Genomic DNA, 20,668 nt, shown 5'->3' with positions numbered 1-20,668 from the left:
ATCCATTCCCACTTCACCCCTGCCTGTCCGATCGCCGGCGCAGCGAGTCGAGCAGGACCGCGGCGACAATGATGATTCCGGTGACAATTTCCTGCACCCAGTTGGCCAGTCCGAGTTTTGTGCAGCCATTTGCCACGACACTCATGATGACCGCGCCAACCAGCGTGCCGAGCACGCCGCCCTGCCCGCCGGACAGGCTCGCGCCTCCGATGACGACCGCGGCAATAATGTTCAACTCGAGCCCCACAGCCGTCGTGGGGTCCCCTCCTGTCAGATACCCGAATTGAAGAACCGATGCCACGCCTGCAAAGGCGGCTCCGATGACATAGACAAGGAATTTCACCCGCTCGACGGGAACCCCGCAAAGGCGGGCCGTCATCTCGTTCGAGCCGACCGCGTAGACGTGGCGACCAAAACGGGTTCGCCTCAAGAGGATCGCCACCATGACGGCAAGCCCAAGCATCAACCAGACGCCCAAGGGAAGCGATCCCACTCCACCCAGGCGCATGAATGCACTCAACCACGTTTCATCCGGGTAGATGGGCTGCTCAGCCGCCATGCCCTTGGCCGCTCCGCGCAGGGCACCCATCATGCCAAGTGTAACGACAAAGGGCAGAAGCCTCAGACCTGTTATCAAGGCGCCGGAGATCGCTCCACAAAGCGCCGACGCTGCAATGCCGCAAACCGCCGCAATGCCGGGTGGCATGCCTGCAGTCAGGCAGAGTGCGATGACGACGGTGCCCACGGCGATGATTGAGCCAACGGAAAGATCTATGCCGCCGGAAATGATCACCAGCGTCATTCCCAGCGATGCGATTCCAATGACGGCGGTCTGCTGCAGAATGATCGCCGCGTTGTCCCAGGTGACGAAGGTCTCGTACCTTAGGGCGGCAAACAGGGCGCACACCAGCAGCAGGCCGACCACCGGCCCGCTGCTGGCGAGCCATCGGCCAACCGATGCCGAGGCAGATGAAGGAAGCTTCTTTGCTTTCATGTGGAATCGTTGTCCAAATCTGAAGGCGGCTCCCTACGTGATCTCTGCGCCATGCGACCCCGATGCCGCGAGCATGATGCGATGCTCATCCCATTCCCCGACGTCCTTGGCCGGACCCAGTTGCCCACGACACATGACCGCGATGCGATCACAGGTGCCGAGAAGCTCCGGCAGGTAGCTGCTTACCATGATGATCGCCCTGCCCTTCCCAGCCAGTTCGTCAATGAGTCGATAGATGCTCTGCTTCGCCCCGAGATCGACCCCACGCGTCGGCTCGTCGAGCAGCAGAACTTCGCAATCGTTTCTGAGAAGGCGCCCCAGCGCGATCTTCTGCTGGTTGCCACCGGACAGCTCAATCGCAGCCTGACGGGGCCCGGTGCAGCGGATGCCCAGTTGCTGGATCCACCCGGCCGCTTCCGTCTCCAATAGCCCGGGGCTCAACCAGACTCCAAGCCGGGGAAGCGTGAGGTTCTCTTCAATTGAAAGATTGAGGGCCAGTCCCTCCGATTTGCGGTCCTCACTCAACATTCCCACTCCGGCCTGCCAGCGATGCATCGGGTTTGAATGGCGGTCGTCACCCTCAATCTGCACCCTTCCGGACTGCGGTGAATCGAGGCCGAAGAGCATGCGCAGCAGTTCACTTCGTCCGGCTCCAACGAGACCCGCGATTCCCAGCACCTCTCCGCGTCGAAGATCAAGGCTCGCGGACACGTTTCGGCGCCGGCCCCTCAATGTCATGGCCCGAAGGACCACCTCGCCAGGGGTGCGCCGGCTGCGCGAATAGAGTTCGTCAATCCTTCGTCCCACCATGAGCTGGGCGAGTTCGCTTGGATTGCTTTTCGAGGTCTCACCGGTGGCGACAGTCAATCCATCGCGCAGCACCGTGTACCGATCCGTCAGCACCTGCACTTCCTCGAGAAAGTGTGAAATATGAATGATCGACTCACCTTGATCGCGAAGCGCACGGACCAGTCGGAAAAGCGCCGCGGCGTCGGCAGCGGTCAGGCTGCTGGTTGGTTCGTCGAGAATCAGGACGCGGCAGCCGAGCGCAAACGCCCGTGCAATTTCAACGAGTTGCTGCTCGGCAACACCAAGACTCCCCGCACGCGCATCCAGGGGGATGTCGGATCGACCCAACCGGGAAAGCGCGTCCTGCGCGCGCCGGCGCGCCTGGCCGCGCCTGACAAAAAATCGCCCCGGTTCGTCGCCAAGCACAATATTCTCCACGACCGTCAGGTGCGGCGCGATGGCGAGTTCCTGATTCACCATCACGACTCCCGCGCGCCGGGCTTCCAGCGGACTGGCCGGCGCGAAACGCCTGCCATCCAGCTCCATCACACCAGAGTCAGCGGTGACGGCGCCAGCCAGAACCTTCATCAGGGTGCTCTTGCCTGCGCCATTTTCGCCGATCACTCCATGGACCTCCCCTGCTCCAATTTCGAGATCAACCCCCTTGAGCGCCTGGGTCGCTCCAAAAGACTTGTGAATCGCCGAAAGGCGGAGTCGCGCAACAGGCATCGCCTGACGGCTACCTTCCCAGCACCTCTCGAACCGCGGCGTCATTGATGTTCGAACGCGTGACAAGCACGCATCCCGTGTCAATGGATGTCTCCACCGGCTCGCCACGAACGGCCTTCACCGCAGTCACGACACCAAGATATCCCATGCGGGTCGGATTCTGGGCCACGAGCGCCTGGATGTCGCCGCGCTGCAGTGCCGACAGCAGCACGGGCGATGCGTCAAAGCCAACGAAAGTTCGTTTGCCGGCCAGTCCCGTCTGGCGAAGCGCCAGCAGCATGCCGTGCGTGGACGATTCGTTCGGGCAGAAAATGCCATCAGCCTCACGAATCCGGTCGAGGAGATTCATCGCAGCATCCTGGGCGGTGGACACGGTGGGGCCTGCATAACGATTCTTCACGGTGATCTCAATTCCCGGACTTCGCGCAATCACCTCCAGAAACCCCTCCTCCCTGTCGGTGGTGCTCGCCGAACCTTCCATGCAGCGCAGAAGGACGACCTTCCCCTTTCCTCCAAGAAGCCTCGCCATCTCCTCCCCGGCAAGCCTGCCACCCCGCCGGTTGTCTGTCGCCACAAGGCTCACAAAATCCTTCCCGGAGTCCGCCTTGAGAGGTGAATCGAAAATGACCACGGGAATTTTTCTCTCCGCCGCACTGCGCACCGGCGCGCGCAGGGCAATGTCATCAAGTGGGGCGAGTACGATCGCTGACACTCCCGAGGCGACAAATTGCTCGACCAGACTGATCTGCTGGGCGCGGTCGTCCTCCTTCAGCGGGCCCTTCCATTTGATTTCGACCCCGAGTTCCTTTCCCGCCCGAAGCGCACCGGCCTCCACTGACTTCCAAAAATTGTGCGTGGTTCCCTTGGGAATCACAGCGATTCGCTCCGCCGAAAGGAGCGGAGTAGCCATTGCGAGCGCCACGGCGGTCAGGAGTAGTTTCATGATTGCGGTGAAGTAATTGCAGCCCCGGGGAAGGTGCATGACCTTGCGACGACTACAGGAGAGGATTGCATGCGAACGTCGTGGAACACCAGTTTGGCCGCAATCGCAAAACTTGCGTTGAATCCACATCCCCGGCGTCCGCATGAGCATCCCGGCCGCCGGCCAGCATTCGAGAGTTGAAATAACCTCGCACCCGCATCGCACGATTGTTGCCCACGGAATGCCGGTGACTACTCGTCCATCTGGATGTCCTTGTTTCTGTGCCGGGGACAGCCCGCGCGCAGCCATGCCGTGATGAAACGATCGAGATCACCGTCGAGCACACCCTGGGTGTCGCTGGTGCTGACACCCGTCCGCAGGTCCTTCACCATCTGGTACGGCTGCAGCACATAGCTGCGGATCTGGCTTCCCCATCCAATCTCACCCTTCTCGCCATAGAACTTCTCCATTTCGCTCCGCTGCTCATCCAGCCGCTTTTCATAGAGCCTGGCCTTCAGGATGCTCATGGCGGAGGCCTTGTTTTTCAACTGGGACCTTTCGTTCTGGCAGACGACCACAAGACCCGAAGGGATGTGGGTGATGCGCACCGCGGAGTCGGTGGTGTTGACCCCCTGTCCACCCTTCCCGGACGACCGATACACGTCGACGCGCAGCTCATCGTCCGGAATCTCGATCTTGATGTCGTCGTCAATCTCCGCGATCACATCGATCGCGCAGAATGAAGTGTGACGCCGCTGGTTCGAGTCGAACGGACTTATGCGCACGAGACGATGCACACCGCGCTCGGCCTTCACATAACCGTATGCGTTCTCCCCTTTGATCAGCATCGTCGCCCGGCTGATTCCCGCCTGGTCCCCCGCCTGCACATCCTGCACCTCCACTGTGAAGCCCCGGCGATCCGCCCATCGGGTGTACATGCGGAAGAGCATGTCGGCCCAGTCGTTCGACTCCGTGCCACCGGCCCCGGACTGGATGGAGAGAATGGCGTTGTTACGGTCAAACTGCCCCGTCAGGAACGCACCGATCTCAATCTGATCGAGTTCCACGGCCATCGCCGCAACCTGCTGGTCGAGTTCAGTCGAATAGACTTCGCGTTCGGATTCCGAGGCGGCCTCGATGAGCTCGATCATCACGTCGACGTCCGCCAGCTTCCTGTGAAAGTCGGCGACAGGCACAACCGCCCGCTTGAGCCCATTCAATTTGGCGATGTGTTTCTGGGCTCGCTCGTTGTTGTCCCAGAATGCGGGAGCGCCCATCTGGGCCTCCATCGCCTCAATTTCGCGCTGCTTCTGCTCGACGTCAAAGAAACCTCCACAGGTGGCCGGCACGCTTCTTGATGTTCTCGATATGGGAAAATGTTTCAGGAGCAATCATGTGAAAACAGCCATGAGCGCAGGCAAGCCCGGCGTCTGCAAGCGGCAATTTTGCGGAAGCCCGCGCATTCCGCACACGTTCCTGCTGTTGCGGAGCCGTCAGCCGCCCGAAGTTGTATCGGCGCCTCAACTACACAGTTCCGCCACCACGGGTCCGCGACCGGTTTTTCAGTTCATGGGGGTCCGCAGCCAGATCAAAGTCCAGCCAGTCTTCGCCGTCCGCGGCGATGACGACCTTCCGCATCAGGGACCTCCGTCCCCTCCAGATGCGATCGCATTGATGCGGCAGCGAAACGACGGATGGCATGGAGATCAGTGCTTCGCTTCGCTCGCAGCGCCAGGCTTTGCCTTCCGCCCAGGAAAGTGTCATCGGGAAAAGGTCGAGCAGGGAGACAGGTTCGTCACTGACGGAGATGGTGTCAGGCGGAACGGGCGCACTCCGAACGAGCAGCGGAATTCGAATGCTTTCCTCATGCGGCCAGCCCTTGCGAAACAGCCCGTGCGAACCGTGCATGTCGCCATGGACCGAGGTGAACACCACGATGACCGACTCCGGCAGGGCGCCGACCAGGCGTCCGATCGCGGCGTCGGTCGCGGTGATGTGCGCATGATAGCCCGCAAGTTCGCGCCTTGCCCGAATCTCTGCTTCGCCCCCGCGGGGAACATTGGGGCGCAGCACGATCCTGCCGCTGTCGAGCGCCTGCACTCCGTTCGCGGGAGCGTCATACGGCGGATGGGGAGGTTCCAGGCTCAAGAGCACAAACCAGGGCTTCGATGCATCCGACTTTCTGCGCTCGTGCCAGGCCAGGACGCGGTCTGCAAGAACCTCGCTCTGATACCCGCTCACTCTGCATGGGACAGGGTGCTCAACTGAACCATGCAACCAGGGATCATTGAGAAGAAATCCGCCTTCAAAGCCCTCCCATTCGTGAAAGCCGCCCCGCGCGTGTTTTGGAATGACGACCCTGGCGTGCGTTTCTCCAACCAGGGGAGCCTGCCTGTCACGCACGCCGAGCTGCCACTTTCCGAAGAACGCCGTGTCATATCCGCGTTCACCCAGCTCATGCGCAATCGTTCTGCTCCCGTGCGGCAGGGGATCGAAGTATTCGCGGACTCCATTCTTCGGCGAAGTCAGGCCGGTGAGCAGTGCGGCGCGAGCAAAGGGTCCGAACGGATGAGGCGTGACGGCCTGCGAATAGTTCACGCTGCGTCTAGCCAGGGAATCAAGGTGGGGAGTGTTCGCGTTGGGGTCGCCGGCATATCCCAGGGACTGTGCCCGCCACTGCGTTGTGACGATCCAGAGGATGTCAGGAAGTTTGGCGTGGTCCTTGGCGGTCATAGCAATCTGCGCACACTTTTGAATGCGGGACGTTCGGCACTGGCAAGTTTGCGCGGGAGGCCTTCCCTGGCTGATGTTGCCCTTCCCAGCCAGATGGGTGCCTGCAACGAAACCTTGACGGCAAAATTTCGTATTATACCGTCCGCTGTCCGCGTTCTTACACATTCAAGGATCGACATAGCTTCAAATCCTGTTCGCCCGCCCATCGGATTATTTCGATGCAGGCCGCAGGGACGAACGGCCAATTGACAACTGGAGAATCAATTGAATTGTAAGTAATTGCGGTAAAATGGAATGCCAGAGTAGCTCAGTGGTAGAGCAGAGGACTCATAAGCCTTTGGTCGGCGGTTCAATCCCGCCCTCTGGCACCAACTTCGATCGGAGAAGACTTGCGCAGGATTCGCATAACTCGTTTTAGCTGATCGAACCAATCCGCATTGATACGACGCCGCCCTCCATGTCGTCACCCGCCTTCCGCTGGATCAACAAATCGACACCCATTGCCGCCTTTGATGCGCGGCTCGAATTGCTGACCCTGGCCTACCTGGGTTTCCCGGTCGTCCTTTGGATCTGGGGCTGGTTGCATTGGATGTGGGCATTGGCGCTTTCCGCGTGCCTTGCATCCGCCTTCGCCGGCGCCAGCAAGGCGGCAAACTCTCCGCGGGAAACCGATCGCATGCGCGGGGATGCCGCGCCGGCCCTTCCGCTCTGGACATTGGTGATCGTGGCCGCCATCGCCTGCCTCTGGAGCCTGTATTCCGGAGCCGGCGGATTCACCCTGCAGAACCCGGACTGGGACAAGCATTCGGCCGTTCTTAAGGATCTTGTTGAGGCACACTGGCCGGTCACCTACGAAGTCGGCGAAAGTGAAATTCCCCTTGTCTACTACCTGGCCTATTATCTCCCGGCCGCACTTGTCGGAAAAGTCGCCGGTTGGTGGTGGGCAAGCTTCACATTGCTTGTGTGGACAGCGCTCGGTGTCTGCCTCGCAATGTTCTGGTTTATCCGGCTCGTCAGGAAAAGACCCCTGCTCACCGCAATCATTTTCGTGTTCGCGAACGGTCTGGATTTCCTTGGACAGCGACTCGTCAGTGGTGAGCCGCTGCTGGCGGGAACGGAGCACATCGATTGGTGGGCCGGCTGGCTTTTTCTGAATTTTCCGGGACACATGTCCCAGCTGACCTGGGCGCCGCAGCATTCAATCGCAGCCTGGCTCGTCATTGGCCTGCTGGTTGCACGGCTGCCCGTGCACGACGGTCTGAGCCGCATCGGCCTGCCGGTCGCACTCGCCGCGTTCTGGTCTCCGTTCACAGTCATGGGCCTTGCTCCGTTCTGTCTGCTCGCCCTGGTCGACAGACGCGGTCGCGCGGCTCTTCACTGGATGAATCTCGCCGCCGCTCCCATTCTTCTTGCGGCCATTCTCTACTACAACTCCACCACATCCACTCCCCCGCGAGCGTGGCTTTGGGATGCCGTTGACATCCGCACTGACGGAGGTCGGTTCATGCTTTTCCACCTCTTCGAATGGGGGATCTTTTACTTTTTTGCCCGTGAACTAAGAGCCTCCGATGATCGATGGACTCGCCTTGTCTGCTGGTTTCTCCCGGTGGTTCTGCTTTCCGTTTCGTTTTATCGCCTCGGCATCTTTAACGACTTCTGCATGCGCGTACCCATTCCCGCCCTCTTTCTGCTTTGGGCCGGTGCTGCCCGTTCAATCACGCTGCACGCCAGGCAGCTTGAGGGCAGGATTCTTGCGCTGCTGCTCGTCGTCGGAGCAATGGGTTCGCTCCCGGAACTCCTGAGAGCCTGGCATCTCCCCAGTCTGAACATCGTGGAGGAAGCCGATCGCGTCCATGTTCCCAATCTCGATGCAGGCATTTTTGAGCAGTATCTCGGCTCCAAGGACTCGCTCTTCTTTCGCAGCCTCGCGCGCGATTCCACTCCCATTCCGATCAAACCCAATCCAGCGGCCCCCTAGGCTCAAATATCCGACGGCCCGAGCCACCGGAATCCGGTAACCACAAATGCGCGCCCCGTTGGATAACGGAGGGGATCCGGCATGATGACGTCATGGGGATCCGTTGCATTGCCATCGGCGGGCGGACGCAATTTTGGGATCCGCTGGACAACCGCCTCGCACCAGGAGCGCGCCTCGATGCCTCCGGTGACGGGATTTCTCACATCGCCATAGCACCGAATGACGAACGTGTCCGATCTCACCACGATGAACGGAGCGATCGCGCTCAGAATGTCGGCCTGGGACAGCCATGCGGGCGACCCCGCGAGGGTCATTGGGAGTTCGGCATTGATTCCCGCGTCCGCAATCGCCTGCTCCAGGACTCCCGAATTGCTGAAGTCGGCGATTGTTGTGAAAGGCACACCACGCATCCGAATCGAGCGCACGACCGATTCGGCCATGCGCACCACCTGTTCCCGGCTCAGGGTCCGCACGCCACGCGCGCAGGCATCAACCGCGGTGGCAGCTCGATATGGATCCGCGCTGAAGTGCTGGGCTGTGTGGGCAAACCGGAAATGAGCGTTGTTGAGATGGGTGACCCCAGTGGCGCCATGACCCCAGTCTGCGATATTCATTCCCCCCAGCACACCCGTCCATGCCTCCGCCGACGTGGAGTTCAGGTTGAATGCACCGCGAACAAGCAGGAACTCCGCCGCATGATCACGATCCATGAGGATTGCGGACGAGGACGGCGATACCTCCGTCGGGCTGCCCAGGGGTACCGGCATCGTCGCGGGGGCCAGGAGTTCAATGTACGGATTCGCAAGCGCGACCTCATCGGAGGGGTCAAATGGCGCCCAACGCGGAACGGTCGATAGGAAGGCCTGATCAAATATCGCGTTGACACCGCCGCCCCAGGGATTGCCGACGGCATTCGGGCGCGCCGACACGAGATGCTGCAATTCACCGATGGAAACAACCTCCTGCCGCGGCAGCTCCGCGATGCTCAGACGTCTGGAGGAGTTGAAGAGCGATGTGTCATCGCTGGAAATCCCCGAAATGTTTTCCTCCGGATGCCTGCTCCGCGACTGCACGGGCGGCTCGAAGCTCTCTCCCCGAATGTCATGCGATCGCGGATCCCTGGCGTCGGGCCGCGCACCGTTCATCCAGTAGGTGCGGTCGTCCCGAAGAGCAAAACCAAATCCCAGCGACGCGTCCAATTGACTCTCCGCTGGCGAAAGTTCAATCACGGCAGGTTCGAAGGGCAGCATCGGCTCGTAGCGCGCGACTTGTGAGCCGCCCGCCAGCAATCGATATGCCGGCCCATGGTCCGGCAGAATGCCGGGACACTCCACCACGAGCCGGTCCGCATTCGGATCGTCGGGCAGGGATCCTTCTGCACTGACACGAAGATCTCCCAAAGAGCCCGGGCGGCTGAGGTCGTCATGTCCCCTGAGGATGACAATCTCCCCTGGTTCCCAATGCATTTGCCGATCAACGCGGAGGATCTTGAAATGATCGTTCAGATTCACAGTCACAATCTGACTGCCGTGTGACACCTTGATCTCGGGGAGCCCTGTGATCTCAAGTTCCAAAGGCTCAGTTTCAATGGACAAACTGCAGGAATAAGGATTCCACAGTTCAGCCTGAACTTCTCGGCGAAGCCAAAGGGACTGATCGGCCGGGTTTCTATAAAGGTGGAATCTGCACAGGCACTCCGTAAGCACCGGACCGGACGAAAATCCAAGACCGTGCGAAGATTGCGCCGGATCACTGCCCCGCTGGATGGAGTGATTCGCCATCCATGGAATCGCGTTGCTGATTGGACGTTCGAGAAGCATCCGCTTCACCGAAGGATCACCGACATCGGGCGTATCGGAGAGATCCACGCGCAGCCTTGCTCGATCGCCTCCGTGGTCAAGAAGGACGGCGCGACTACGGTCCGTGATGGAGTGGTATAGCGAGCGGGTCCGGAATCGGCTGAGTGCCGGACTGACCATCGGGAGCTGCCCCCTCTCAACGACACGATTGAGGCGACTCGCGCAGTCCTGGGCATCGAACCCCGGAAACAGCAGATCGGTTCGGAAGCATGACGGCCGCATCTGCTCCAATCGCACACTTGATCCGTCATTGGACTGCCAGTTCACCCCCGGGGCTATTCCAAGCGAAGCAAGCGCTCCCGGCATGGAGTTGTCGTAATTCAGCAGGCTCCCGTTCGCAGGCCCCACGAGACTCGCCTTGATGCCCTCGTCACCTATCCAATACGCGAAATGCCCGACGGTGTCAGCGGAGGCCTGTCCGTTTGCATCGACCTCCCTTGACGGTCGGGTGATTGGGATGGTGGCCAGCTTGATCCGCTGCGAGGAACTCGCAACCGTTCCCAAGTCCACAAGGAGGACCTCATCCTCCAGCGGAGCTGTGAGCGGATTGAGAGCGGAGTCGGGCGCCACCGCCAAGGCATTTGAGCCATGATTGCCGCTCACCAGCCAGGTTGCCAGAACCGGCACTCCAGCATCCCGCCGCCATACACCCGTCCAATAGGGCTGCGAAAGCGCTTGTGGCGATGCAACCTCGGCGCGTGCGGTCCAGCGCTGATCCGGACCCGCCGCGGACTGAAGGTGTGAAAGTGCAAGATCCAGGGCGCAGAGTGCGTTTCGCCTGCCCTGCGCGGCTGCCTCCCGGTTGACTCCGAGACGGGTCTCCACGCGAAGCAACAACCCAAGGCTGAGCAAGACCGCGGAAATGACAGAGAGCACCATTACGGAGACAACCAGCACGAAACCACCGCGCTTGGAGGGAGCATTTCGCCGGTCAAAGGGCATGGGCGAAAATCCGAACGCTTGCGACATAGACATGGGAGTGTCTGATCGCGAGGCTCCACCAACGGGCATTCTCGTCACCTTGATCCTCAAAACCACCGGCTCGCCCCTGCTCAAAAGCGTCAACAATTCGTGCGCCCTCATCCGTTAGAATCCGCAGAAAGACATCCACTCGTTCTGGAAATCCGTAGGACATCTCAGTCGCGCCCAGGCTGGGTTCCGCGCTGACCACTGGTGGCACCGCGGCTGCTCGGAAGATTCCGTCGCGCACTGTGGCCGCAAATCCACGAACGGGCGTCCCGCCTGGATTGCGCAGAGGAAAACGCTCGAACAACTCTCCCGAAACTTCATCGCGAACCCAGCATCGCACACCAAAGTCGATCACATTGTTCCCGATCACCTGCTCATAGCGGCGCGGTGTCCTGATGTTTCCGACATTGTCGATGCGGGAGGCGTCCCCTTGGTTATAGCCAGGAGACATGGATGAAAACAGGTCATAGCCGGCCGAAAACGTGGAATCAACGTCCTGCAGGTTCTCACTCGCCGGCCGCACCGCGCTGCGATAAAGAAAGTAGCGTGTTGGTGTGTTTGATGACACCGATGCGGATGCTGACGCCGTGGCGCGTCGTCTGACGATCTGATACGCGACCGCGCGCGGGGCAGAAAGGTCGTGCAACTCGGATTGCGTGTCCGGCTGCACGGTGAAAAACCGAAGCCAAATGCCTGACTGCCCGAATCGGCTTCTGGAAAACTGCTCCGATTCGGAGGCTGTGTGCAGCGAAGACGAAGGATCACCCTGATGCTCGAAGGAAGGCTTCACTCGGCCGTCCCACGTCGCATCGGAAACACCCGAATCTCCCCTGCCCTTCTGGGGTGAAGCCTGATAGGTGGCGACAAACCAGACGTTCCCATCCCGTCTGAAAACGGCACTCTCGAGGTCACGCGCGATCCTGTCGAAAATGATCTCGGCCTGGGCACTTGTCGCAAGCCTCCCCGACGTCCGCTTCCAGACCTCCGCCACCTGAAGCGCAATCGGCGAGGTGAGCGCAATCAACAATCCGCCAATCGACAGGGCGACAATCAGCTCGATGAGCGTGAATGCCCCTGCTCCACGTGTCCTTTGAGGGAATGCCTTCATGTTGGATCAGGAGTTCACTCCCGAATAGAGGCCGTCACAACGAGTCGGTCTCGCGAATTGTCGGGTGTGGGTGTTCCGTCCGCCCTCGCTGCCGGCCAGGCCATTTCAATATGGACCAGACAAACCCCGGTCTGTCCGGATTCGCCGCTCCGCATTTGCGCGTCATCGATGACCGTCACCGCCTCATAGTAGTGGGCCCGATCGAAGCGTTCGTACCCGCGCATGCCGATTTCCTCAAATGAACCCACAATTTCTGCATTCCGATCTACGAAGAGCTTTCGACCGTCCCATGCCGACAATCCGTCGCGCTCATTGCCGTTGATGAGACAGGAAGCCATGCCGCGTTGAACTCCAAGTTCTGCGAGTCGGTCCAGCACCTTGCTGGCAGCCATGCCTGCGGTTCGGCGGAGCTCCTGGTCATTCGCTCCCCGGAGCGCGGCTGAAAACATGCCGAGCAGGACAAGGATGCCCCCGGAGAGGATGCCCAACGCCATGACAATCTCGACCATCGTGAACGCTCGCCTGCCGGGGTTCATCAGAATGCGGAGGCGCTCGCCAGCATCGTCAACGCTCCATACTGGCTCACCCGGATGCCGCTGATTTCATTCGGATGATTGAATGAAACTTCGCCGGCATCCCCGACTGTTCGGTTGATTCCCGGGGACAGCACGATCGTTCCACCTCCGGTGTTTCCGAGGGAGTTGAATTCGACGAAGTAGAAATAGCCGGATTGATGCCGGTCACCCAGATGAATCACCTGCAAAGTGTCGCCGGAAATTGTGGAGAGCGGTGCTGTCCCCCAGCCGCCGGGATTCAGCGTGGGTGGTGCGATTCTGGGGACCATGCGAATGTTGCCCGGCAGGCAAATCGGCTCATCGCGGGCCGACCAGGTTCCATCGCCATTTGAGATCGCGACAATGAGGCTGCGCAGTTTCCATTGCAGCTCGGAGTTCTCCCGGCGGCCCGAATAGACCAGCAGCCGGCAGGGCTTGCCGGAAACAATCGCGTGCATGCGCGCGGCGTTCAAATGTGCGCCCACAAGATCCTGAGCACTTTCCATCGTCCGAGTCTCCCTTCCTTCCCGAACTGTAAGGGCAATGGGAATTGAAAGTGTGCCAGCGAGGCACAATGCGATGAGCAATTCCACGAGGGAGAAAGCCGACAGAGTCGAACGACCGCACATGCTCCGGATATTCATGGCGCCTCTTCCGCCCATTCATCTCCAGCTATAGACAAATCCTTCCGGATCCCGTCCGGATCCTGTGGAATAAAACGCAATTCGGGCAGGAATGCTCACACCCGGCCCAACGGCGGATGCGGGTGGAGTGAACGGCGCGGTAAAACCATCCCGCGAGTTGCCCGAAGCCACTGGCACTGCAACAACTTCGCTTCCATGGATCGCACCATCCTCATCCCGATCAATGAGAACACCGATCTGACTGTTTCCGTTTCCATCGACAAGCTCAGCCCCATGCATGGTGCCTGTCACGGGAATCAGTTCGCCTGCACCAAAGGCATGAAAGCGAATCCTGCGGATGTTGCCTTGAAGGTCCTCAGCCGGCACTGGGGAACCTTTGGAATCACACCCCGTTAACGCGGCCAGCATCTTGCCTGGATCCAGCCTCCCTCCTGTTGCCACATCTGGAAGGTGGCCGTACTCAGTCCGGAATTCCTCAATGGCGAGCCGCCACTGATTGAACCGGACACGGGATTGATGTCGCCCGGCAGCCCCCCTGATGGCTGCAGTAGTGGGGACAATGAGACCGTAGAGCATCGCAGCGACAGCGATGCAGACGAGCATTTCCACCAAAGAGAAGGCACGGTTACCCATGGATGTTGTCCTGGTTTAAAGCCGCCGTGCGTTCAAATGCTCCATGCTCGGGAGCGAGTTCCAGGCCGTCTGGGCCGAGGGAATAAATGAGGCATGTCGGAGCCATCCAAACCCCATTGCTTGTGCCTCGATACCGATAGACATACGGGTTTCCCCACGGATCCAGGAAGGCATTGGCCACCTCGCCGCTCTCCGCACCTTCGACATCTAGCCCGGGAGATGCAGTCGACAGTGCCCGCCAGTCGAGCATCGCTTTGGTTGTCACGGAGTTCAAACGCGCATCGAGCCTCCCGATCAATGCATTGAACAATTTCACTTCGGCCGCCTGGGGATCGATGCCAGCCCCGCTCGCAAGAGATGGGCGCTCTCCAGTTTGAGGAAAGTCACCATGCGCAGCCCGAAACCGTTCGAGCCCCTGTCGGATAACCGCGAGTTCAGCCGCGGCACGGGCTCGCAAGCTCCTCGTCTGAAGCGTTCCGAAAATGTTGATTCCAGTCCCCACCAGGGAGCCCAGAATCACCAGCACCGTCAGCATTTCCACGGAGGAAAATCCTGAGATGCGACTCACGGCACAAGTCATGGGAGCACGCCTTAGCGGCTTCCATGACTTGGATTCCAAGTGGGCGATATTCTGCATCGCCACACATGCAATAAAATAGCCTTAATCGGTCAAGCCTAGAAGTGGTTTAATTGCATCAACATGTAAACACTTTTATAATAGCATGATATGCTACTCTTCATGCGCCTGCAGGCTTGCCACAACTGAAAAATCCTCAAGCGTTGTTGTGTCACCCTTAACCTCTCCGCTGACGGCAATTTCCTTCAGAATGCGCCGCATGATCTTGCCTGAACGTGTCTTGGGCAATGCGGCGGCAAAGCGCAGGTCATCCGGGCGCGCCAGTGCGCCAATTTCCTTGGTTACGTGAGCACGCAGATCTTCCCGGAGCTCTTTCGAGGGAGTAATCCCCGCCTTGACGGTCACGAATACAACCAGCGCCTGGCCCTTTAGATCATCGGGGCGTCCGACGACGGCCGCTTCTGCAACTGCAGGGTGCGAGACGAGCGCGCTTTCAACTTCCGCCGTTCCTATGCGGTGTCCCGAGACATTCAGCACGTCATCGATTCGCCCAACCACCCAAAGGTATCCATCCTTGTCAAATCGAGCGCCGTCGCCGGCAAAATAATAGCCGGGAAGTTCGCTCCAGTACTGCTTCTTGAAGCGCTCATCGTCATTCCACAAGGTGCGCAGCATCGATGGCCAGGGCTGCTTGAGAAAGAGTCGTCCGCCAGAACCTCTCGGCACCTCTTTGCCATTTTCATCGAGGACCTTCGGGACAACACCAAAGAATGGAAGCGTGCACGATCCCGGCTTCGTTGGGGTGATTCCAGGAAGCGGGGTGACCATGATGACGCCTGTCTCGGTCTGCCACCAGGTGTCGACGATCGGGCAGCGCTTCTTCCCGATGTTCGTGTAATACCACATCCATGCTTCCGGATTGATGGGTTCCCCGACGGAGCCAAGCAGGCGAAGGGAGGCGAGGCTGTGCTTCGCCACGTATTCATCTCCCCAGCGCATGAAGGCACGAATGGCCGTCGGCGCGGTGTAGAAGATTGTCACGCCATGCCGGTCGATCATCTCCCAGAACCGATCGGGACCGGGGTGATTGGGCGCACCCTCGTACATGAACACTGTGGCACCGTTGGCCAGCGGCCCGTACACAACGTAACTGTGGCCCGTCACCCACCCCACGTCCGCAGTGCAGAAATAGACATCGGCTTCCTTGAGATCGAACACGTACTTCGTCGTCATCATCGAGCCGAGCAGATACCCGGCGGTCGTGTGAAGAACTCCCTTTGGCTTTCCAGTCGAACCCGAGGTATAGAGAATAAAAAGGGGATTTTCGCTCGCGAAGCCCCGCGCCTTGTGAACGGGCGAGGCTTCCGCAACGAGGTCATGCCACCAATGGTCGCGACCTTCGACCATGGCGGTCGCATTCCCCGTGCGTCTCAATACGACCACTTTCTGAACACTAGGGGTGGCCGCCAGCGCCCGATCCACGTTTGCTTTCAGTTCAATGATTTTTCCCCGGCGCCACCCGCCATCCGCCGTGATCACGACCTTCGCCTGGCAATCGTTGACCCGATCCTTGATCGCTTCACTTGAAAATCCGCCGAAAATGACGGTGTGGATGGCACCCAGGCGCGCACAGGCAAGCATGGCCACCGCCGCCTCAGGGACCATTGGCATGTAAATTGCAACGCGATCCCCCTGCCTCACTCCAAGGTCGGTCAGCACATTGGCAAACTGACAAACCTCGCGATGAAGCTGTTTATAGGTGATTGTTCGGATGTCACCCGGTTCACCTTCAAAAATAATTGCCGCCTTGTTGGCCCGGGCGGTCTGCAGGTGACGGTCCAGGCAGTTCTCTGCCACGTTCAACTGCCCGCCTGTGAACCACTTGGCATGTGGCAGCTTCCACTTCAAAACCTCCTTGAATGGCTTGCGCCACGTGAGCATTTCCTTCGCCTGGCGAGCCCAAAATTTTGTTGGAGCATTGACAGACTCTGCGTAAAGCCTCTTATACGTGGCGAAACTCCCAAGGTTTGCTTGGCGTTGAAACTCGGCCGAAGGCCTAAAAACCCGATTTTCTCGGGATACTGAGGTTATCGTTTGGTCCGTCACGTGAGTGGTTGTTGGAGATAAATTCTGTCGAACGTTGGCTCGCAGCGAGCGCAGAAAGTATCTCGCTACAAGTTTTGAGCGTCAAGCGTTCGCCTTGAACTCTATTGTCCATTCTCCCAGTTCACATGGAAACCAATCCCGTACCCGCGTCTGCGGAATCGTCCTCCGCACCGCGTTCCCCCACCGATTCTGCCTCCACCGATCGCACAACTGTCCAGCCTGCCGAAAATCTCGTCAACGTCTCCGGCATACTCGACATCGACCATTCCAGGAGCGGGAACGGTCAGCTGATCGACATCGCCAGATTCGGCAAACGGCGGCCGACCGATACTTTTGTCCCCAAGGAACTCATTCGCCGATTCAAGCTGAAGTCGGGCCAGATGATCACCGGGACCGCATTCCCGGCGGAAGGGAAGTTTCCAAATCCCAAGATCAAGTTCATCGAATCCGTCGACGGCCTGTCGATTGAAGATCGTCGCGCCAAACTCGAATTCACCAGCCTCACCACGGTCTCGCCAAACCAGCACCTTCGACTGGAAACCAAGGACGGACGCATGACCACGCGGGTGGTCGACCTCTTCTGCCCGATTGGCAAGGGCACACGCGGTCTGATTGTCGCTCCTCCACGCACGGGCAAGACCACCCTGCTGCGCGACATGGCCCTGGGTGTGATTGAAAACCATCCGGAATGTCACGTGATGGTCCTGCTCGTGGATGAGCGCCCGGAGGAGGTCACCGATTTCAAGCGAAGCGTTCCGGCCGAAATCTGGGCCTCGTCCAATGACGAGCAGGTGGAGAGCCATGTTCGCATCGCTGACCTTGCCATCGAACGCGCCCGCCGGCTCGTGGAATGCGGCCGGGACGTGGTGCTTTATCTGGACTCCCTGACCCGCCTCGCCCGCGCCCACAACACCATGCGCAACTCGGGGCGGACCGGCTCAGGTGGACTCGATGTACGCGCGCTTGAAAAACCCCGCCAGCTTTTTGCCTCCGCCCGGCGAACGGAGGAAGCGGGGTCACTCACCATTGTTGCGTCGATTCTAGTGGAAACCGGCAGCCGCATGGACGACGTGATCTTCCAGGAATTCAAGGGCACGGGCAACAGCGACCTGGTGCTCGACCGCAAGTGCGCCGAGATGCGCCTCTGGCCGGCGGTCAATGTCCAGCAATCCGGAACGCGCAAGGAGGAGCTGCTTCTCGATCCAAAGACCCTTGATTCAATCCATTTCTTTCGACGGGCACTGGTCCAGCAGAAGATCGAGGAGGCCACTGAGACCATGATCACCCGTCTCTCAAAGACGCGGACAAACGACGAATTCCTCAAATTGATCGCACGTTGATGGCTACAGAATTCCCGCTTGCGCCAGACGCGCCCTTTCTGAAAAATTTCATTTCCGTCCGCGTGCCCGATGCGCCGGCCGGTGCAGCCAGCCAGCCAATCCATTCGCATGCATAGTTTTTCCGAGCAGTGCCTAGACATGGCCCGTTCAATATTGGGTCAAAATCTGGACGCCATCCAGCCGGACGGCACCGTTGTTCCTGCCCTGGGTGAGAACCGTCGTCTTGACGAGCCCGGCCATGTGGTCCTGGCCTTGGGCGAATACTATCGCGCCACTGGCGAGACTTCTCTCAAGGGTTTCGATCTCGTCGACCTTGCCGCCCGATGCGTTACAGCCCAGATGTTCACGGAGCCGCCCGCCGAAAACGGCCTGGCCTACGCATCCCTCGGCCTGCTTTGTTTTGGCCCCTCAAAGGAGCGAAATGTGGTCTGGGAACGCCTGGTGGAGGAAACCCAGCAGCGCATGGACAAGCAGTTGCTCCACCGCAGCGACTACGACAACCACTGGCAGGCGTTCAACATTGCCAAGGCCGTCGCGCGTTTCAGTTTTGGCCTGTCGAAAAAGGACGAGACATCGCGATTGATCGAACGCCTGGTGGACCGCATCAACCAGACGAGTTCGACCGGTTTCTTTGACGACGCCACCGAAGGAATCGGAGGCAACTTCAATCTCTATGGTGTGATGACCTTCGTGTTCATCCGCTCCGCGCTGCAATTGCATGCAAACAGCGGCGTGCGCGACCGGAAGCTGCCCACGCTGCGCACCTACGCTGAGAAATACATCCGCATGATGCCTGATCTGGTGCGCGCGGACGGCTTGGGCTGGGCGTTCGGTGGAGCGGCAGGGGCCTACGGACAAATGCACTGCATCACACTCATCCTTCAGGCGCTGCGTGATGGATGGATTCCGGACGAGCAGAAACCACGCTATCAGGATCTCCTGCGCCGCCTGTTTTTCTTCTTCTACCAGACGTATCTGGATCAGGAGAACGGCTTCCTCGACCTCCGTGACGCAGAACGCACCGCCTATTCCAACCACACGACGCGCATGGCCAACTTCGATGCCGCGCGCTACCTCTGCCAGTGGTCCCGCCTTGCGAAGACGGTCCGCCTTCCGGCGGCCCCGCAAAAAATCGACCAGCCCAGAACAGCCGGACGGTTTGTCATATTCGACAAGTCGAACCGCAAGGAACAGGGCGTTTTTCTCTACCGCGACGCCAGCAGCGGACTGCATTTCCAGATTCCCATCATCTCCTGCGGCGGCACGGCCGTGGCCGATGCGCTCACCTTCCCACACTGCCCGGGTGTCTTCGACTGGCCGAACAACATCTACGCACCCATCATGCTGCCCGAGCTCACTTTTGGAGAGCATGTCACAATTCCTGCGTTTTACGGCAAGAACTGCGTTACGGGGCTGGGTCTTCGCAACAGCTTCTATTTTCGCTACGAACAGCCGGACCTCATCGACACGAAGGAGAATCTTGTCAAGGGACTCGGAAGCGTGAAGGTGCAATGGAATTTTTCCGGCAGCAAGATATCCTGCGAATTCGCCTACACCGTCAGGCAGCAGGTCACGCTCGACAAGTTTCGCTACATGCTCGCGATTGCCGCGCCCCACTCACGATATCATGTCGCGGGAGCACTGGCGCTCGGCCCTCAAGGCAGCCGCTGCGGCGTGAGCAAGAATGATTTCCTGGCACACTGGCAGGAGACGGAAGTTGTTTCGGCAGACCCAACGTATCGCACGAATTACGGCAAGATTCACTACCTTCAGTATCTCGTCCGTGACCACCCCTTGGTCATGCGTCCGGGGCAGGTCTATCGACTCGCGGTCGAATTCGAGCCCGACATCACCCACACGGATCAATAGACCGTCATCCTGGCACGCATGCCGCGCCTGCCCGCGCCCGCTGGATTCAGCCGGTGCCGGACTCCTCCCAATCCTTTCCCGAAATGCTGCGACGGCGAGTCATTCCCTGCCTGGATGTCACCGCCGGGCGTGTCGTCAAGGGCGTGAAGTTCCAGGAACTCCGCGACGCCGGTGATCCAGTCCAGGCCGCCCGTGCCTATGACGCCCAGGGTGCTGATGAACTGGTGTTCCTTGACATCACCGCATCCAGTGATGAAAGGCGCATCATGCACGATGTGGTCGCGGCAACCGCCGAGCAGTGCTTCATGCCACTCACTGTCGGTGGAGGGCTGCGCAACGTTGCCGACATCGAAACCATGCTCCGCGCCGGCGCGGACAAGGTTTCCCTCAACACGGCGGCTATAAAGAACCCAAGGCTTGTTCAAGAGGCTGCGGATCGCTTTGGCGCGCAGTGCATCGTTGTAGCCATCGATGCCAGGCGGGAACCCAACGGCGCTTTCTGGCGCGTCCACACCCACGGAGGAAGAAACTCGACTGACCTGAACGCCGTTCAATGGGCCAAACAGGTTGTCGAGCTCGGAGCAGGCGAAATTCTACTGACAAGCATGGACGCCGATGGAACCATGGCTGGTTATGATTGCACTCTCACGCGCGCAGTGAGCGACGCTGTTTCCGTGCCCGTCATTGCCAGCGGAGGAGCAGGCGAGCTGGCTCATTTTGCCGAGGCGCTGACTAAAGGAGGAGCCAGCGCCGTGCTGGCCGCCAGCCTGTTTCATTTCGGCACATTCACCATACCGCAAGTGAAGGGCTTCCTTCATGCGGCTGGAATACCCGTCCGCCTTTAGTCAACGCCTATTGGATTTA

At 59.6% G+C, this 20,668-nt stretch carries 16 protein-coding genes and 1 tRNA gene; 5 read left to right on the top strand and 12 right to left on the bottom strand.

Annotation, left to right across the window (positions count from 1 at the left end):
* Positions 1-13: 13 nt before the first annotated feature.
* The 5 genes from HS122_11050 to HS122_11030 all read right to left on the bottom strand — a co-directional run bounded on the left by HS122_11050 (position 14) and on the right by HS122_11030 (position 6,167).
* Positions 14-994, bottom strand: coding sequence for an ABC transporter permease (locus HS122_11050; GenBank protein ID MBE7538937.1), 981 nt, complete (start codon positions 992-994; stop codon positions 14-16).
* A gap of 33 nt (positions 995-1,027) precedes the next feature.
* Complete coding sequence (locus HS122_11045) at positions 1,028-2,512, bottom strand: sugar ABC transporter ATP-binding protein (protein MBE7538936.1); 1,485 nt, start codon at positions 2,510-2,512, stop codon at positions 1,028-1,030.
* A gap of 10 nt (positions 2,513-2,522) precedes the next feature.
* A complete protein-coding gene (locus tag HS122_11040) occupies positions 2,523-3,455 on the bottom strand; it encodes a substrate-binding domain-containing protein (protein MBE7538935.1) in 933 nt (310 codons plus the stop codon).
* Positions 3,456-3,685: 230 nt separating this feature from the next.
* A protein-coding gene (locus HS122_11035) for a peptide chain release factor 2 (protein MBE7538934.1) occupies positions 3,686-4,829 on the bottom strand; the annotation gives its coding sequence in 2 pieces (ribosomal slippage) (positions 3,686-4,756 and positions 4,758-4,829; 1,143 coding nt in all).
* A 129-nt stretch (positions 4,830-4,958) separates the two neighbouring features.
* On the bottom strand, positions 4,959-6,167 hold the full coding sequence (locus HS122_11030) for a sulfatase-like hydrolase/transferase (protein MBE7538933.1): 1,209 nt from the start codon (positions 6,165-6,167) through the stop codon (positions 4,959-4,961).
* A 296-nt stretch (positions 6,168-6,463) separates the two neighbouring features.
* On the opposite strand from HS122_11030, the gene HS122_11025 reads away from it, so the two are divergent.
* Both HS122_11025 and HS122_11020 read left to right on the top strand, forming a co-directional pair.
* Positions 6,464-6,538: transfer RNA gene (locus tag HS122_11025), tRNA-Met, on the top strand.
* Positions 6,539-6,624: 86 nt separating this feature from the next.
* On the top strand, positions 6,625-8,145 hold the full coding sequence (locus HS122_11020; protein ID MBE7538932.1) for a hypothetical protein: 1,521 nt from the start codon (positions 6,625-6,627) through the stop codon (positions 8,143-8,145).
* A 2-nt stretch (positions 8,146-8,147) separates the two neighbouring features.
* On the opposite strand, the gene HS122_11015 is transcribed toward HS122_11020, so the two are convergent.
* The 7 genes from HS122_11015 to acs all read right to left on the bottom strand — a co-directional run bounded on the left by HS122_11015 (position 8,148) and on the right by acs (position 16,595).
* On the bottom strand, positions 8,148-10,973 hold the full coding sequence (locus HS122_11015) for a hypothetical protein (protein ID MBE7538931.1): 2,826 nt from the start codon (positions 10,971-10,973) through the stop codon (positions 8,148-8,150).
* On the bottom strand, positions 10,936-12,081 hold the full coding sequence (locus HS122_11010; GenBank protein MBE7538930.1) for a prepilin-type N-terminal cleavage/methylation domain-containing protein: 1,146 nt from the start codon (positions 12,079-12,081) through the stop codon (positions 10,936-10,938). Before HS122_11010 ends, HS122_11015 begins: the two co-directional genes overlap by 38 nt.
* 14 nt (positions 12,082-12,095) lie before the next feature.
* A complete protein-coding gene (locus tag HS122_11005) occupies positions 12,096-12,617 on the bottom strand; it encodes a hypothetical protein (protein MBE7538929.1) in 522 nt (173 codons plus the stop codon).
* A complete protein-coding gene (locus HS122_11000; GenBank protein ID MBE7538928.1) occupies positions 12,617-13,093 on the bottom strand; it encodes a hypothetical protein in 477 nt (158 codons plus the stop codon). Before HS122_11000 ends, HS122_11005 begins: the two co-directional genes overlap by 1 nt.
* 204 nt (positions 13,094-13,297) lie before the next feature.
* A complete protein-coding gene (locus HS122_10995) occupies positions 13,298-13,882 on the bottom strand; it encodes a hypothetical protein (GenBank protein ID MBE7538927.1) in 585 nt (194 codons plus the stop codon).
* A 22-nt stretch (positions 13,883-13,904) separates the two neighbouring features.
* Positions 13,905-14,480: a hypothetical protein gene (locus HS122_10990; protein ID MBE7538926.1), complete on the bottom strand. Its 576-nt coding sequence runs from the start codon at positions 14,478-14,480 to the stop codon at positions 13,905-13,907.
* 162 nt (positions 14,481-14,642) lie between these two features.
* A complete protein-coding gene (gene acs / locus HS122_10985; protein MBE7538925.1) occupies positions 14,643-16,595 on the bottom strand; it encodes an acetate--CoA ligase in 1,953 nt (650 codons plus the stop codon).
* 125 nt (positions 16,596-16,720) lie between these two features.
* On the opposite strand from acs, the gene rho reads away from it, so the two are divergent.
* From rho to hisF, 3 genes are all read left to right on the top strand, one after another.
* Positions 16,721-17,935: a transcription termination factor Rho gene (gene rho, locus HS122_10980; GenBank protein MBE7538924.1), complete on the top strand. Its 1,215-nt coding sequence runs from the start codon at positions 16,721-16,723 to the stop codon at positions 17,933-17,935.
* A 138-nt stretch (positions 17,936-18,073) separates the two neighbouring features.
* Positions 18,074-19,804 carry a hypothetical protein gene (locus HS122_10975; GenBank protein ID MBE7538923.1) on the top strand — a complete coding sequence of 577 codons (1,731 nt, stop codon included), beginning with the start codon at positions 18,074-18,076 and terminating at the stop codon, positions 19,802-19,804.
* Between the two features lie 83 nt (positions 19,805-19,887).
* A complete protein-coding gene (gene hisF / locus HS122_10970; protein MBE7538922.1) occupies positions 19,888-20,649 on the top strand; it encodes an imidazole glycerol phosphate synthase subunit HisF in 762 nt (253 codons plus the stop codon).
* Positions 20,650-20,668: the final 19 nt, after the last annotated feature.

The organism is Opitutaceae bacterium (genome assembly GCA_015075305.1).
Taxonomy (GTDB): Bacteria; Verrucomicrobiota; Verrucomicrobiia; order Opitutales; family Opitutaceae; genus UBA6669.
This window is presented reverse-complemented; position numbering and strand designations above follow the sequence as displayed.